The 14,311-nt window shown below is 53.9% G+C and carries 14 protein-coding genes; 13 read left to right on the forward strand and 1 reads right to left on the reverse strand.

Annotated features, from left to right (window positions below; genetic code table 11):
* Nucleotides 1–56: 56 nt before the first annotated feature.
* The gene (locus LZ634_RS07815) at nt 57–539 is read right to left on the reverse strand and encodes a zinc ribbon-containing protein (RefSeq protein ID WP_234503663.1); all 483 of its coding nucleotides are present in this window, start codon (nt 537–539) and stop codon (nt 57–59) included.
* 225 nt (nt 540–764) lie between these two features.
* On the opposite strand from LZ634_RS07815, the gene leuS reads away from it, so the two are divergent.
* The 13 genes from leuS (at nt 765) to lipB (ending at nt 13,912) form a co-directional block, all read left to right on the forward strand.
* Nucleotides 765–3,347 (forward strand): leucine--tRNA ligase, encoded by a 2,583-nt coding sequence (gene leuS / locus LZ634_RS07820; RefSeq protein WP_234503665.1) that lies wholly within the window; start codon nt 765–767, stop codon nt 3,345–3,347.
* A 14-nt stretch (nt 3,348–3,361) separates the two neighbouring features.
* Nucleotides 3,362–3,934, forward strand: a complete 573-nt coding sequence (gene lptE / locus LZ634_RS07825) for an LPS assembly lipoprotein LptE (RefSeq protein WP_234503666.1) — start codon at nt 3,362–3,364, stop codon at nt 3,932–3,934.
* Nucleotides 3,934–4,965: a DNA polymerase III subunit delta gene (gene holA, locus LZ634_RS07830; protein WP_234503668.1), complete on the forward strand. Its 1,032-nt coding sequence runs from the start codon at nt 3,934–3,936 to the stop codon at nt 4,963–4,965. The genes lptE and holA overlap by 1 nt, the downstream gene beginning before the upstream one ends.
* Nucleotides 4,958–5,617 (forward strand): nicotinate-nucleotide adenylyltransferase, encoded by a 660-nt coding sequence (gene nadD / locus LZ634_RS07835; RefSeq protein WP_234503671.1) that lies wholly within the window; start codon nt 4,958–4,960, stop codon nt 5,615–5,617. The genes holA and nadD overlap by 8 nt, the downstream gene beginning before the upstream one ends.
* Before the next feature lie 24 nt (nt 5,618–5,641).
* Nucleotides 5,642–6,253: an adenosylcobalamin/alpha-ribazole phosphatase gene (locus LZ634_RS07840; protein WP_234503673.1), complete on the forward strand. Its 612-nt coding sequence runs from the start codon at nt 5,642–5,644 to the stop codon at nt 6,251–6,253.
* Between the two features lie 258 nt (nt 6,254–6,511).
* The gene (rsfS, locus tag LZ634_RS07845; RefSeq protein ID WP_234503677.1) at nt 6,512–6,829 is read left to right on the forward strand and encodes a ribosome silencing factor; all 318 of its coding nucleotides are present in this window, start codon (nt 6,512–6,514) and stop codon (nt 6,827–6,829) included.
* 3 nt (nt 6,830–6,832) lie between these two features.
* Entirely contained in the window at nt 6,833–7,300 is a 468-nt protein-coding gene (gene rlmH / locus LZ634_RS07850) for a 23S rRNA (pseudouridine(1915)-N(3))-methyltransferase RlmH (protein WP_061283467.1), read from the forward strand.
* Nucleotides 7,301–7,327: 27 nt separating this feature from the next.
* Nucleotides 7,328–9,229, forward strand: coding sequence for a peptidoglycan DD-transpeptidase MrdA (gene mrdA, locus LZ634_RS07855; RefSeq protein ID WP_234503680.1), 1,902 nt, complete (start codon nt 7,328–7,330; stop codon nt 9,227–9,229).
* 2 nt (nt 9,230–9,231) lie between these two features.
* Nucleotides 9,232–10,344 carry a peptidoglycan glycosyltransferase MrdB gene (mrdB, locus tag LZ634_RS07860; protein ID WP_234503685.1) on the forward strand — a complete coding sequence of 371 codons (1,113 nt, stop codon included), beginning with the start codon at nt 9,232–9,234 and terminating at the stop codon, nt 10,342–10,344.
* A 10-nt stretch (nt 10,345–10,354) separates the two neighbouring features.
* Complete coding sequence (rlpA, locus tag LZ634_RS07865) at nt 10,355–11,464, forward strand: endolytic peptidoglycan transglycosylase RlpA (protein WP_234503690.1); 1,110 nt, start codon at nt 10,355–10,357, stop codon at nt 11,462–11,464.
* 137 nt (nt 11,465–11,601) lie between these two features.
* Nucleotides 11,602–12,801 (forward strand): D-alanyl-D-alanine carboxypeptidase DacA, encoded by a 1,200-nt coding sequence (dacA, locus tag LZ634_RS07870; protein ID WP_234503692.1) that lies wholly within the window; start codon nt 11,602–11,604, stop codon nt 12,799–12,801.
* A 106-nt stretch (nt 12,802–12,907) separates the two neighbouring features.
* Nucleotides 12,908–13,171, forward strand: a complete 264-nt coding sequence (ybeD, locus tag LZ634_RS07875; RefSeq protein ID WP_234503695.1) for a DUF493 family protein YbeD — start codon at nt 12,908–12,910, stop codon at nt 13,169–13,171.
* Nucleotides 13,172–13,270: 99 nt separating this feature from the next.
* Complete coding sequence (gene lipB / locus LZ634_RS07880) at nt 13,271–13,912, forward strand: lipoyl(octanoyl) transferase LipB (RefSeq protein ID WP_234503697.1); 642 nt, start codon at nt 13,271–13,273, stop codon at nt 13,910–13,912.
* Nucleotides 13,913–14,311: the final 399 nt, after the last annotated feature.

Below are 14,311 nucleotides of genomic sequence, written 5' to 3' on the forward strand. Positions count from 1 at the left end.
CCCCCCCCCCCCGGGGCCCCGCAACAACACTACCGGAGGGTATCCGGTACAGCCGATTACGGTTCGAATGGCCGCCTCTGGAACTGGTCATGTCCGCATTTCGGGCAACGCGGCAGAACGTCCGGGGTATACACCGCCAGATGATAGTGGCATTTCTCGCACACCAGATTGCCTAAGCCCACGACCTCGCCGCTGTGGTACACACCATGGTGATTAAGATCCTGGAATACCTCGCGCCACTCCAGTTGTGTTTTATCGGTGATATCCGCCAGCTCCTGCCAGATACTCTCTTTAATAACCCGCAGGAATACGCTGTCCGATTCATCTTCCTGACTTTCGCCGTAGCTCATGGCGAACTCTTCTAAATCGCGACGCACGGCGCGTAAAAGCTCGTCGATTTCCGTACGCGTTAACTCGCTGGTTTGCGCCACCTTCGCTCGTGCCTGCGTGACCAGCGCATCAATATCGCGTTCACCGTTACGCAGGCGCTCGGTCAGCGTACCGACCAGCTCACGGTAAATTTGAGCAACCTTGTTCATTGTTTCCTCTCCCAGCCAGTTAACCTATTCTAATAGTAGCCGTTATTTCCTTTTCGCTTTGCCAGCTTCACCACAGAGTTCACAAAATGCGCCTGGAGCTTTTCACCCGTGGAATGTGCGAAAGGCTGTTTTGACGGCAGCGTTTGGGCTATGCTATGCGGATCTGAAATACCACATCTATTGGCTACATCTGTAGCTGCATTGAAAACAGGATCACTGGCTGCCATGCAAGAGCAATACCGCCCGGAAGAGATAGAATCGAAAGTCCAGCTTCACTGGGATGAGAAGCGCACATTTGAAGTTACTGAAGACGAGAGCAAAGAGAAGTATTACTGCCTGTCGATGCTTCCCTATCCTTCTGGTCGACTACACATGGGCCACGTCCGTAACTACACCATCGGCGATGTGATTGCTCGCTACCAGCGTATGCTGGGCAAAAACGTCCTGCAGCCAATCGGCTGGGATGCATTCGGCCTGCCGGCTGAAGGTGCGGCGGTAAAAAACAACACCGCCCCGGCGCCGTGGACGTACGACAATATCGAATACATGAAAAACCAGCTCAAAATGCTGGGCTTTGGTTATGACTGGAGCCGCGAGCTGGCGACCTGTACCCCGGAATACTATCGTTGGGAACAGAAATTCTTCACCGAGCTGTATAAAAAAGGCCTGGTGTACAAGAAAACCTCTGCGGTGAACTGGTGCCCGAACGACCAGACCGTACTGGCCAACGAACAGGTTATCGACGGCTGCTGCTGGCGCTGTGACACCAAAGTTGAGCGTAAAGAGATCCCACAGTGGTTCATCAAAATTACCGCTTACGCTGACGAACTGCTGAGTGACCTGGATAATCTGGACCACTGGCCTGACACCGTAAAAACGATGCAGCGCAACTGGATTGGCCGTTCTGAAGGCGTGGAAATCTCCTTCGACGTGAACAACTACGCGGACAAACTGACCGTGTACACCACCCGTCCGGACACCTTCATGGGTTGTACATACCTGGCCGTTGCTGCGGGCCATCCGCTGGCACAGCAGGCTGCGGCAAACAACCCAACGCTGGCGACATTCATCGATGAATGCCGCAACACCAAAGTGGCCGAAGCCGATATGGCGACCATGGAGAAAAAAGGCGTCGATACCGGCTTTAAAGCGATTCACCCGCTGACCGGCGAAGCGATCCCAGTATGGGCCGCTAACTTCGTTCTGATGGAATACGGCACTGGCGCAGTCATGGCCGTTCCGGGTCACGATCAGCGCGACTACGAGTTCGCGACCAAATACGGTCTGAACATCAAGCCGGTTATTCTGGCAGCCGATGGTTCTGAACCAGACCTCTCCGAGCAAGCGTTGACCGAAAAAGGCACCCTGTTTAACTCCGGTGAATTCGATGGCCTGAGCTTTGAAGCTGGTTTTAATGCCGTTGCCGATAAACTGGTCGCCATGGGCGTAGGCCAGCGTAAAGTGAACTATCGTCTGCGCGACTGGGGGGTTTCCCGTCAGCGTTACTGGGGCGCACCTATCCCAATGGTCACTCTGGAAGACGGCACTGTACTGCCAACCCCAGAAGATCAGCTGCCGGTTATCCTGCCGGAAGACGTGGTCATGGACGGAATCACCAGCCCAATTAAGGCTGACCCAGAATGGGCAAAAACGACCGTTAACGGTATGCCTGCGCTGCGTGAAACTGACACCTTCGATACCTTTATGGAATCTTCATGGTACTACGCGCGCTACACCTGCCCGCAGTATCAGGAAGGCATGCTGGATTCGAAAGCGGCCAACTACTGGCTGCCGGTTGATATCTACATTGGCGGGATCGAACACGCCATCATGCACCTGCTTTACTTCCGCTTCTTCCACAAACTGATGCGCGATGCAGGCCTGGTTAATTCTGACGAACCGGCTAAACAGCTGCTGTGTCAGGGTATGGTTCTGGCCGATGCCTTCTACTACGTGGGTGTAAACGGTGAGCGTAACTGGGTTTCTCCGGTTGATGCTATCGTTGAGCGCGACGAAAAAGGCCGCATCGTGAAGGCGAAGGACGCTCAAGGTCATGAACTGGTTTATACCGGCATGAGCAAGATGTCCAAATCGAAAAACAACGGTATCGACCCGCAGGTCATGGTTGAACGTTACGGTGCGGATACCGTCCGTCTGTTCATGATGTTCGCCTCCCCGGCTGATATGACCCTGGAATGGCAGGAATCCGGTGTTGAAGGGGCGAACCGCTTCCTGAAGCGTGTCTGGAAACTGATCTACGAACACACTTCTCGTGGTCCGGTTGCCGCTCTGAACGTCGATGCGCTGAGTGAAGATCAGCAGGCGCTGCGCCGCGATGTGCACAAAACTATCGCTAAAGTGACCGATGATATCGGTCGTCGTCAGACCTTCAACACCGCTATCGCGGCAGTGATGGAGTTGATGAACAAGCTGGCGAAAGCACCGCAGGAAGACGAGCAGGATCGTGCGCTGCTGCAGGAAGCTCTGCTGGCCGTCGTACGTATGCTCAACCCGTTCACCCCACACGCCTGCTTTACTCTGTGGCAGGAACTGGGCGGTGAAGGCGATATCGATAACGCACCGTGGCCAGTGGCTGACGAAAAAGCGATGGTGGAAAACACTACGCTGGTCGTCGTTCAGGTTAACGGTAAAGTTCGCGGTAAGATAACCGTCGCTGTTGATGCAACTGAAGAACAAGTCCGTGAACGTGCAGGCCAGGAACACCTGGTGGCAAAATACCTTGAGGGCGTGACCCTACGTAAAGTTATCTACGTACCGGGCAAGCTGCTTAACCTGGTCGTTGGCTAAGCGCGGGAGGAAGCGTGCGATTTCTGACAACATTGTTGTTATCTGTGGCGGTGCTAGTCACCGCCGGATGCGGCTGGCATCTGCGTAGTACCACGCAGGTCCCGGACGAAATGAAAACATTGATCCTTCAAAGCAGCGATCCGTACGGCCCATATAGCCGCGCGGTACGTGAACAGCTGAGAAGCAATAACATAACGGTGCTTGATCAGAGCACGCTGCGTCAGGACGTTCCTTCTCTACGTCTGGGGGCCGTTAACCTGCATCAGGATACCGCTTCCGTATTCCAGAACGGTCAGACGGCGGAATACCAGATGGTCATGACGGTAAATGCGACGGTGTTGATCCCGGGACAGGATATCTTCCCGATCTCCACCAAAGTGTATCGTTCGTTCTTTGACAACCCGCAACAGGCGCTGGCAAAAGACAACGAACAAAGCCTGATCGTCCAGGAAATGTATCAGAAGGCCGCTGAGCAGCTGATTCGTAAGCTGCCAAGCGTACACATCGCTGATGTAAAAGAGAGCGCAGAAAATTCGGCTGCTAAGCCGAATAACGGTTCTCGTGTATCAACGACTCTGGGTAACTGATGATTCGGTTGTACCCAGAACAACTCCGCGCGCAACTCTCTGAAGGGCTGCGCGCGGCGTATCTCCTGCTCGGTAATGACCCCCTCTTCCTTCAGGAAAGCCAGGACGCAATACGGCACGCCGCTGTCAGCGAAGGCTTTATCGAGCATCATACTTTCACGCTTGATGCCAGCACCGACTGGCATGAGCTATTTTCACTGTGTCAGGCGATGAGCCTGTTTGCCAGTCGTCAGACATTGCTGTTGTTGCTGCCGGAAAACGGCCCCAATGCGGCTATCAACGAACAGCTGGCCACTCTGGTGAGCCTGCTGCATGACGATCTGTTGCTGATTGTACGCGGCAACAAGCTCACTAAAGCCCAGGAAAATGCCGCATGGCTAACCGCGCTCGCCGCTCGCGCGGTGCAGGTTAACTGCCAGACGCCAGAACAAGCACAGCTACCGCGCTGGCTGGCTAATCGCGCCAAACAGCATAATCTCCAGCTTGACGAACCCGCCCGCCAACTGCTGTGTTACTGCTATGAAGGTAATCTGCTGGCGTTGGCGCAGGCGCTGGAGCGTCTGTCGCTATTGTGGCCGGATGGAAAGCTGACGCTGCCTCGCGTTGAACAGGCGGTTAACGACGCCGCGCACTTTACTCCATTCCACTGGGTCGATGCCCTGCTGGCTGGGAAAAGCAAACGCGCGCTGCATATTTTGCAGCAGCTGCGGCTCGAAGGCAGTGAACCGGTTATTTTACTGCGCACGTTACAACGTGAACTGCTGCTGCTGGTGACGTTGAAACGTCAGAGCGCGCAGACCCCACTGCGCACCCTGTTTGATAAGCATCGCGTCTGGCAAAATCGCCGGGCGATGGTTGGCGAGGCCGTCAACCGCCTGAGTGGCCCTCAGCTGCGCCAGGCGGTCACCTTGCTGAGCAACGCGGAGCTTACGTTAAAGCAGGATTACGGTCAGTCGGTATGGACTGAACTGGAAAGTTTGTCGCTACTGCTTTGTCATAAAGCGCTAGCCGACGTTTTTATCGATGGATGATATGTCAAAACTACAGGCGCTTTTCGGCGGGACGTTCGATCCCATCCATTATGGCCACCTGAAGCCGGTGGAGATTCTGGCCAATCAAATCGGCCTCTCCAGGGTGATTATTATGCCCAACAACGTGCCGCCACACCGTCCGCAGCCGGAAGCGACCAGCGAACAGCGCAAGCTGATGGTCGAGCTGGCCATCGCCGATAAGCCGTTGTTTGTGTTAGATGAGCGTGAACTGCGTCGCGACACCCCTTCTTTTACGGCGGATACCTTGCAGCAGTGGCGCCAGGAACAGGGCGCCGACAAACCGCTGGCCTTTATTATCGGCCAGGATTCGTTACTGACTTTTCCGAGCTGGCATCGCTACGAGACCATCCTTTCCAACGCGCATTTGCTCGTCACCCGGCGTCCGGGTTATCCGCTCACGATGGCGCAGGAAGAACATCAGCAATGGTTAGACCAACATCTCACCAGTAACATTGAAGATTTGCATAACCAACCCGCTGGCAAAATCTACCTCGCGGAAACGCCATGGTTCGACGTTTCGGCCACGCTAATTCGTGAACGGCTGGAACATAATGAGTCATGCGAAGAGATGATGCCAGAAGCGGTGCTGACCTACATCATGCAGCAAGGGCTGTACCACCACGGCGCGTAGCGCGATATCAAGGGGAATCGCACCATGAAACTATGGTTAGTGCGTCATGGCGAAACCGAAGCCAACGTCGCCGGACTTTACAGCGGCCACGCCCCTACTCCATTGACTGAACAAGGCCAGATGCAGGCGCATCGCCTGGGTAATATGCTAAGCCAGGTGCCGTTTGACCGGGTGTTGTGCAGCGAACTCGAACGCACGCAGCATACCGCTCGTCTGCTTTTGGGCGAACGGCAAATCCCGCTTGCACCGCATTCGCTGTTAAACGAGATGTTCTTCGGCGACTGGGAAATGCGCCACCACCGCGACCTGCAAGTCGAAGATAAAGCAAATTATGACGCCTGGTGCGCCGATTGGCAGCATGCGGCGCCCACCAACGGCGAAAGTTTCCCCGCCTTTTCCCAACGCGTGAAAGCCTTTGCCGACGAACTTGCCGGTTACAGCGACACCAACCTGCTTATCGTCAGCCATCAGGGCGTACTCAGCCTGCTGACCGCCCTGCTGTTGGGGATGCCAACCGCCAGCATGTGGCATTTCCGCATCGATCATGGTGCGTGGAGCGTCATTGATATCACCGCGCAGTTTGCCACGCTACGGGTGCTCAATAGTCGAGCTATCTGGTCGCCGGACGAAGGATAAAACGGATTTCTGCGCCTGAGACCCGCCAATCCATTGACACACATGAATAGACTGTTATTCTCCGCAGCCTGAAACATCCCCCTCCAGCACTTGTAGACAGAAATTGTTTTACAAAAATGGCGATGCAATCGGCATAAAGGAATGGGATGATAGCCCGCCAGAACGCCACCAGGTGTTTTTTGTCCCGACATTAATTTCAGTTCGGGTATACTGTTGGGCTGTTTTATATTGTTTATCTTCACACCCCAGGGGGAACACTTGCAGGGTAAAGAACTCCAGGATTTTGTTGTCGACAAAATTGATGATTTGAAAGGTCAGGATATCGTCACCATCGATGTTCACGGTAAATCCAGCATCACCGATTGCATGATTATCTGCACCGGTACCTCCAGCCGCCACGTTATGTCTATTGCCGATCATGTGGTACAGGAATCTCGTGCTGCCGGTCTGCTGCCGATGGGCGTTGAAGGCGAAAACGTTGCCGACTGGATCGTTGTCGATTTAGGCGATGTCATCGTCCACGTTATGCAGGAAGAGAGCCGTCGCCTGTATGAACTGGAAAAGCTCTGGAGTTAAGTTGTGAAGCTGCAGTTGGTCGCCGTCGGCACCAAAATGCCGGATTGGGTACAAACCGGTTTTACCGAATACCTTCGTCGTTTTCCGAAAGATATGCCGTTCGAGCTGGTGGAAATTCCCGCCGGTAAGCGCGGCAAGAATGCGGACATCAAACGTATTCTGGATAAAGAAGGCGAGATGATGCTCGCCGCCGCAGGAAAAAACCGTATCGTCACGCTGGATATCCCAGGAAAACCATGGGATACGCCTCAGCTTGCTCGCGAGCTGGAACGCTGGAAGCAGGACGGACGTGACGTCAGCTTGCTGATTGGCGGTCCTGAAGGTCTTTCTCCGGCATGCAAAGCCGCAGCAGAACAAAGTTGGTCTCTCTCCACATTGACGTTGCCTCACCCGCTGGTGCGTGTGCTGGTCGCGGAAAGCCTGTATCGGGCATGGAGTATTACCACCAACCACCCTTACCACCGCGAGTAATGATGACCAGGGTAGATTAAGCAGCGAATGAAACTACAGAATTCTTTTCGCGACTATACGGCAGAGTCCGCGCTCTTTGTGCGCCGGGCGGTGGTCGCTTTTTTGGGAATTTTGCTGCTGACCGGCGTGCTGATTGCCAACCTCTACAATTTGCAGATCGTTCGCTTTACTGACTACCAGACGCGTTCTAACGAAAACCGCATTAAGCTGGTGCCCATCGCCCCCAGCCGCGGCATTATTTACGATCGCAACGGCACCCCGCTGGCGCTTAACCGCACCATTTACCAGCTGGAAATCATGCCGGAGAAAGTCGATAGCGTGCAGCAGACCATTGACGGCCTGCGCGACGTCGTCGATCTCTCTGACGACGACATTGCCGCCTTTAAAAAAGAGCGCGCCCGTTCACATCGCTTCACCTCTATTCCCCTGAAAACCAACCTAACGGAAGTGCAGGTAGCGCGTTTTGCCGTCAACCAGTACCGCTTCCCAGGTGTCGAAGTTAAAGGGTATAAGCGTCGCTTCTATCCGTATGGTTCCGCCCTCACCCACGTTATCGGCTATGTTTCAAAAATTAACGATAAAGACGTCGACAGACTGGATAAAGACGGCAAACTAGCCAACTACGCGGCCACTCACGATATCGGCAAACTCGGTATCGAGCGCTATTACGAAGATATGCTCCACGGGCAGACGGGCTACGAAGAGGTTGAAGTTAACAACCGCGGGCGCGTTATCCGTCAGTTGAAAGAGGTGCCGCCGCAGGCTGGGCATGACATTTATCTGACGCTCGATCTGAAACTTCAGCAGTATATTGAAACGCTGCTAGCGGGCAGCCGTGCAGCCGTGGTCGTCACTGACCCACGTAATGGCAGCATTCTGGCGCTGGTTTCGATGCCAAGCTACGACCCGAACCTGTTTGTCGATGGCATCTCCAGCAAAGATTACAGCGGCCTGTTGAATGACCCGAACACGCCGCTGGTCAACCGTGCTACGCAGGGGGTCTACCCGCCTGCGTCCACGGTGAAACCGTACGTGGCCGTTTCCGCGATGAGCGCGGGTGTCATCAACCGTAACACTAGCCTGTTTGACCCGGGTTGGTGGCAGCTTCCTGGTTCAGAAAAACGCTACCGTGACTGGAAAAAATGGGGCCACGGCCACCTGAACGTCACTAAAGCACTGGAAGAATCTGCGGATACCTTCTTCTACCAGGTCGCCTACGACATGGGTATCGACCGTCTATCCGAATGGATGAGCAAGTTTGGCTACGGCGATTACACGGGCGTTGACCTTGCAGAAGAACGCTCAGGTAACATGCCAACCCGTGACTGGAAGCTAAAGCGCTTTAAAAAGCCGTGGTATCAGGGTGATACCATTCCGGTCGGTATCGGCCAGGGTTACTGGACGGCAACGCCTATTCAGATGAGTAAAGCGCTGATGATTCTGATTAACGACGGCGTAATTAAAACCCCTCATCTGCTGGCGAGTACCGTCGAAGAAGGGAAAAAAGTGCCATGGGCACAGCCGCAAGAACCACCGATTGGTGATATTCACTCCGGCTACTGGGAAATTGCTAAAGACGGGATGTACGGCGTTGCCAACCGTGGCAACGGTACCGCACATAAATACTTTGCCAGCGCGCCGTATAAAATCGCGGCTAAGTCAGGTACTGCGCAGGTCTTTGGCCTGAAGGCTAACGAAACGTATAACGCCCACCGTATTGCTGAGCGTCTGCGTGACCATAAATTGATGACCGCATTTGCGCCGTATAACGATCCGCAGGTGGCGGTAGCGATTATTTTAGAGAACGGCGGCGCAGGCCCGGCGGTCGGTACCATCATGCGTCAGATCCTTGACCACATCATGCTGGGCGACAATAACACCGAATTGCCGACAGAAAACCCAGCGGCCACCGCGTCGGAGGACCAATAACTATGACGGATAATCCGAACAAAAGAACGTTCTGGAATAAAATCCATATCGACCCGGCCATGCTGCTGATCCTGCTGGCGCTGCTGACCTACAGCGCGCTGGTTATCTGGAGCGCCAGTGGCCAGGATATGGGGATGATGGAGCGTAAAATCGGCCAGATCGCCATGGGTCTGGTGATTATGGTGGTGATGGCGCAGATCCCGCCGCGCGTTTACGAAGGTTGGGCGCCGTGGCTGTACATCATCTGTATTATTCTGCTGGTCGCCGTTGACGCCTTTGGCGCTATTTCGAAAGGGGCGCAACGCTGGCTGGACCTCGGGATTGTCCGCTTCCAGCCGTCAGAAATTGCAAAGATTGCCGTCCCGCTGATGGTGGCGCGCTTTATCAACCGCGATGTCTGCCCGCCTTCGTTAAAGAATACCGGTATCGCCCTGGTGCTGATTTTCATGCCAACCTTGCTGGTTGCCGCACAGCCTGACCTCGGGACCTCTATTCTTGTCGCCCTCTCCGGCCTGTTCGTGCTGTTCCTCGCGGGCCTGAGCTGGCGTTTAATTCTGGTTGCCGTGCTGCTGGTGGCCGCCTTTATCCCGATTCTGTGGTTCTTCCTGATGCACGATTATCAGCGTCAACGAGTGATGATGCTACTCGATCCGGAATCAGACCCGCTAGGCGCGGGCTATCACATTATTCAGTCAAAAATCGCCATCGGCTCCGGAGGCCTGCGTGGGAAAGGCTGGCTGCACGGAACGCAATCGCAGCTGGAGTTCTTACCTGAACGCCACACCGACTTTATCTTTGCGGTGCTTGCAGAAGAGCTGGGGCTTATCGGCATTCTGATCCTGCTGGCGCTCTACGTGTTGTTGATTATGCGTGGCCTATGGATTGCCGCCCAGGCGCAAACCACATTTGGGCGAGTAATGGCAGGTGGTTTAATGCTGATTTTATTCGTTTATGTCTTCGTAAATATTGGTATGGTAAGTGGCATCTTGCCGGTGGTTGGCGTTCCGCTACCGCTGGTCAGCTACGGGGGGTCTGCCCTGATCGTACTGATGGCCGGGTTCGGTATCGTGATGTCGATACATACCCACAGAAAAATGTTGTCAAAAAGCGTCTAAGGGGTGCTCAATGCGTAAGCAATGGCTTGGGATCTGCATAGCGGCAGGGCTGCTGGCGGCTTGTTCGAGTGATGATGTTCAGCAACAAACCGTTTCCGCGCCACAACCTGCGGTATGTAATGGTCCAGTAGTCGAAATCAGCGGGGCCGATCCACGCTTTGAACCCCTGAATGCGACCGCCAATCAGGATTACGAGCGCGATGGAAAAAAATATAAAATCGTGCAGGACCCGTCTAAATTTAGCCAGGCCGGTTTTGCCGCGATTTATGATGCCGAGCCGGGCAGCAACCTGACGGCCAGCGGTGAAGCATTCGATCCGAATCAGCTTACCGCTGCGCACCCGACGCTGCCAATCCCAAGCTATGCGCGTATTACCAACCTGGCCAATGGCCGGATGATCGTGGTACGTATCAACGATCGCGGCCCGTACGGCAACGATCGCGTGATCTCACTTTCTCGTGCAGCGGCGGATCGCCTCAATAATTCGAACAATACCAAAGTTCGCATCGACCCAATTATTGTCGCCCAGGATGGCTCTCTTTCGGGTCCAGGCATGGCCTGTACCACCGTTGCGAAGCAGACTTATGCTCTGCCGGACCGCCCTGATCTCGGCGGCGGCATGGGCAGCGCCTCCTCCGCACCCGTTGCCTCTGCTCCACAAGGTGATGTGCGGGCGATCAGCAACGATACGCTCACCGCCACCAACGGTGATGGGGCCCCGGTGAAAAGCGGTGGTTTTCTTGGCGCGCCAACCCCGCTGAATAGCGGCGTGCTGGAAGAGACCGCGCCGGCAGTAACGGCACCAGCCCAAACCACCGCCCCTGTTACCGCACCGGTAAGCGCGCAGCCAGCAGCAGCCGTTGCTGCGCCAGCCGCCACCGCAGCGGCAGCGACCGGCGATTACGTGGTTCAGGTTGGCGCCGTCAGCGACCAAACGCGTGCCCAGCAGTATCAGCAGCGTTTGAGTCAGCAATTTTCAGCACCGGGCCGCGTGACGCAAAACGGCGCCGTCTGGCGTATTCAGCTTGGTCCTTTTGCCAGCAAAGGCGAGGCCAGCACCATACAGCAACGTTTGCAGAGCGAAGCACAGCTGCAGTCGTTTATTACACGCGCCAACTAAAACGCCCAGAGGCGTCCGAATTTTCGTATATGTAAAAGTCATTAACAAAGTCATATGCGATGTCGGATGCCTGTCTGAAGGGCATTTGTTATAGTAAGGCACTTTTTAACTCCATCACGGACGTCGTTGTTCTGACCATGAAGACCTCTTTTCTCGCTCGCTTACTTATTCCGGCGCTTTCAGTAGCAGCCCTGGCTTCCGCTGCTCACGCCGATGACCTGAACATCAAAACTATGATCCCAGGCGTTCCGCAGATTGATGCGGAATCCTACATTCTTATCGATTACAACTCCGGCAAAGTGCTGGCGGAGCAGAACGCGGATTCCCGCCGCGATCCTGCCAGTCTGACCAAAATGATGACCAGCTACGTCATCGGTCAGGCAATGAGAGCGGGTAAATTCAAAGAATCCGACCTGGTCACCATCGGTAATGACGCCTGGGCGACCGGTAATCCGGTCTTCAAAGGCTCTTCCCTGATGTTCCTGAAACCAGGAATGCAGGTGCCGGTATCGCAGCTGATTCGCGGGATTAACCTGCAGTCGGGCAACGATGCCTGCGTGGCGATGGCCGATTACGTCGCCGGCAGCCAGGACTCCTTCGTGGGCCTGATGAACAACTACGTGACTCAGTTGGGTCTGAAAAACACTCACTTCCAGACCGTTCATGGCCTGGATGCTGACGGTCAGTACAGCTCAGCGCGCGATATGGCGCTGATCGGTCAGGCGCTTATCCGCGACGTGCCGAATGAGTACACCATCTATAAAGAAAAAGAGTTCACCTTTAACGGCATCCGTCAGATGAACCGTAACGGTCTGCTGTGGGACAACAGCCTGAACGTTGACGGCATCAAAACGGGCCATACCGATAAAGCAGGTTACAACCTGGTCGCCTCTGCAACCGAAGGCCAGATGCGCCTCGTCTCCGCTGTGATGGGCGGTCGCACCTATAAAGGTCGTGAAACCGAGAGCAAAAAGCTGCTGACCTGGGGCTTCCGTTTCTTTGAAACCGTCAACCCAATCAAAGCTGGCAAAGAGTTCGCGTCCGAACCCGCCTGGTTCGGCAACACCGACCGCGCTTCCCTGGGTGTAGATAAAGACGCTTACCTGACCATCCCACGTGGCCGCATGAAGGACCTGAAAGCCAGCTACGTGCTGACCAACAGCGAACTGCACGCACCGCTGCAGAAAAACCAGGTTGTCGGCACCATTAACTTCCAGCTCGACGGTAAAGTTATCGATCAGCGTCCACTGGTGGTGCTGCAGGAAATTCCTGAAGGTAACTTCTTCGGCAATATCATTGATTACATTAAATTAATGTTCCACCATTGGTTTGGTTAAAAATCACCCACTTGAAAGTGTGATTTCCATCCCCATATAATATGCATAGCAAAAACAACTCCCGCCCTGGTCGCGGGAGTTGTTCTTTTTTAACACTGGAGCTGACATGAAAACCAAACTGAACGAACTGCTTGAATTCCCTACACCATTTACTTACAAAGTGATGGGTCTGGCGAAACCTGAGCTGGTTGACCTGGTGGTTGAAGTGGTACAGCGCCATGCGCCAGGTGATTACTCTCCGCAGATAAAACCAAGCAGCAAAGGCAACTACCACTCGGTGTCCATTACCATCAATGCTACCCACATTGACCAGGTTGAGACGCTGTACGAAGAGCTGGGCAATATCGAAATCGTCCGTATGGTGCTGTAATCGCATCACCGTTACCCGGCACCGCCGGGTAACGCCTCCCTCCCCCGCGCTGTGATATACTCTGCATCCATTATTTCCCCTCCCTGCGGAGACGCTGTTTTGGACTTGAATACCCTTCTCATCCGTCAACTGGGTCTGCAACCCTACGAGCCTGTCTCGCAGGCCATGCACGACTTCACCGATAATCGCGATGAAAACACGCTGGACGAAATCTGGCTGGTTGAGCATCACCCCGTCTTTACCCAGGGGCAGGCAGGTAAAGCCGAGCATGTGCTGGTGCCTGGTGATATCCCAGTAGTTCAAAGCGATCGCGGTGGCCAAGTTACCTACCACGGACCGGGTCAGCAGGTGATGTACGTCCTGCTCAATCTTAAGCGCCGTAAACTGGGCGTTCGTGAATTAGTCACACTGCTGGAGCAAACCGTCGTCAATACGCTGGCAGAACTGGGTATCGAAGCACACCCCCGTGCCGATGCACCGGGTGTTTACGTGGGAGAAAAGAAAATCTGCTCGCTGGGGCTGCGTATCCGTAAGGGCTGCTCGTTCCACGGGCTGGCACTGAATATCGCCATGGACTTATCGCCATTTTTGCGAATTAACCCTTGTGGTTATGCGGGTATGGAGATGGCCCAGGTTTCACAATGGGTTGCAGATGCCAAACCCGATAATATATCTGCAATTCTGGTTTCTCAGTTTTTAACCCTGCTGAACAATCCCCCGCACAAATATATTTCAGAATAATATATTATACATTATGGCCTGATATTTATTGGGCCAACCAACCCAATACATCATTACGATTTATCACAACGTAAAGTTTTGTATTTTTTCTGTGCGAAAATCTGCTAAAACCGTACTTGGATCTCATTTTAATGAAAACAAATAATTAATTACATACACTCCATGAATACATTGATTTAGTTAATGCATTGAGTATTCGAGAAAAATTGTTGTTTTCACCTTGCGCATTTTATCTCACCAGAATAATAATGATAATGAAATCATCAACTATCATTCATGGTATGAATGAATATGGAGTGAGTAGTGTGGATTATAACGATAAGCCAGAAAATAAAATTAATCTGAACGTCAATAATGATGCGCCACAAATCTTCCGTACCCTGGGTGATGCTGCCAACT

This window comes from Kluyvera intermedia (assembly GCF_021440345.1).
GTDB lineage: Bacteria > Pseudomonadota > Gammaproteobacteria > Enterobacterales > Enterobacteriaceae > Kluyvera > Kluyvera intermedia_A.

Coding starts and splice junctions, on each gene's coding strand:
- mrdB (WP_234503685.1), top strand. CDS start 9,232: ATGACGGATAATCCGAACAAAAGAACGTTCTGGAATAAAATCCATATC.
- rlpA (WP_234503690.1), top strand. CDS start 10,355: ATGCGTAAGCAATGGCTTGGGATCTGCATAGCGGCAGGGCTGCTGGCG.
- nadD (WP_234503671.1), top strand. CDS start 4,958: ATGGATGATATGTCAAAACTACAGGCGCTTTTCGGCGGGACGTTCGAT.
- leuS (WP_234503665.1), top strand. CDS start 765: ATGCAAGAGCAATACCGCCCGGAAGAGATAGAATCGAAAGTCCAGCTT.
- dacA (WP_234503692.1), top strand. CDS start 11,602: ATGAAGACCTCTTTTCTCGCTCGCTTACTTATTCCGGCGCTTTCAGTA.
- LZ634_RS07840 (WP_234503673.1), top strand. CDS start 5,642: ATGAAACTATGGTTAGTGCGTCATGGCGAAACCGAAGCCAACGTCGCC.
- holA (WP_234503668.1), top strand. CDS start 3,934: ATGATTCGGTTGTACCCAGAACAACTCCGCGCGCAACTCTCTGAAGGG.
- LZ634_RS07815 (WP_234503663.1), bottom strand. CDS start 539: ATGAACAAGGTTGCTCAAATTTACCGTGAGCTGGTCGGTACGCTGACC.
- mrdA (WP_234503680.1), top strand. CDS start 7,328: ATGAAACTACAGAATTCTTTTCGCGACTATACGGCAGAGTCCGCGCTC.
- ybeD (WP_234503695.1), top strand. CDS start 12,908: ATGAAAACCAAACTGAACGAACTGCTTGAATTCCCTACACCATTTACT.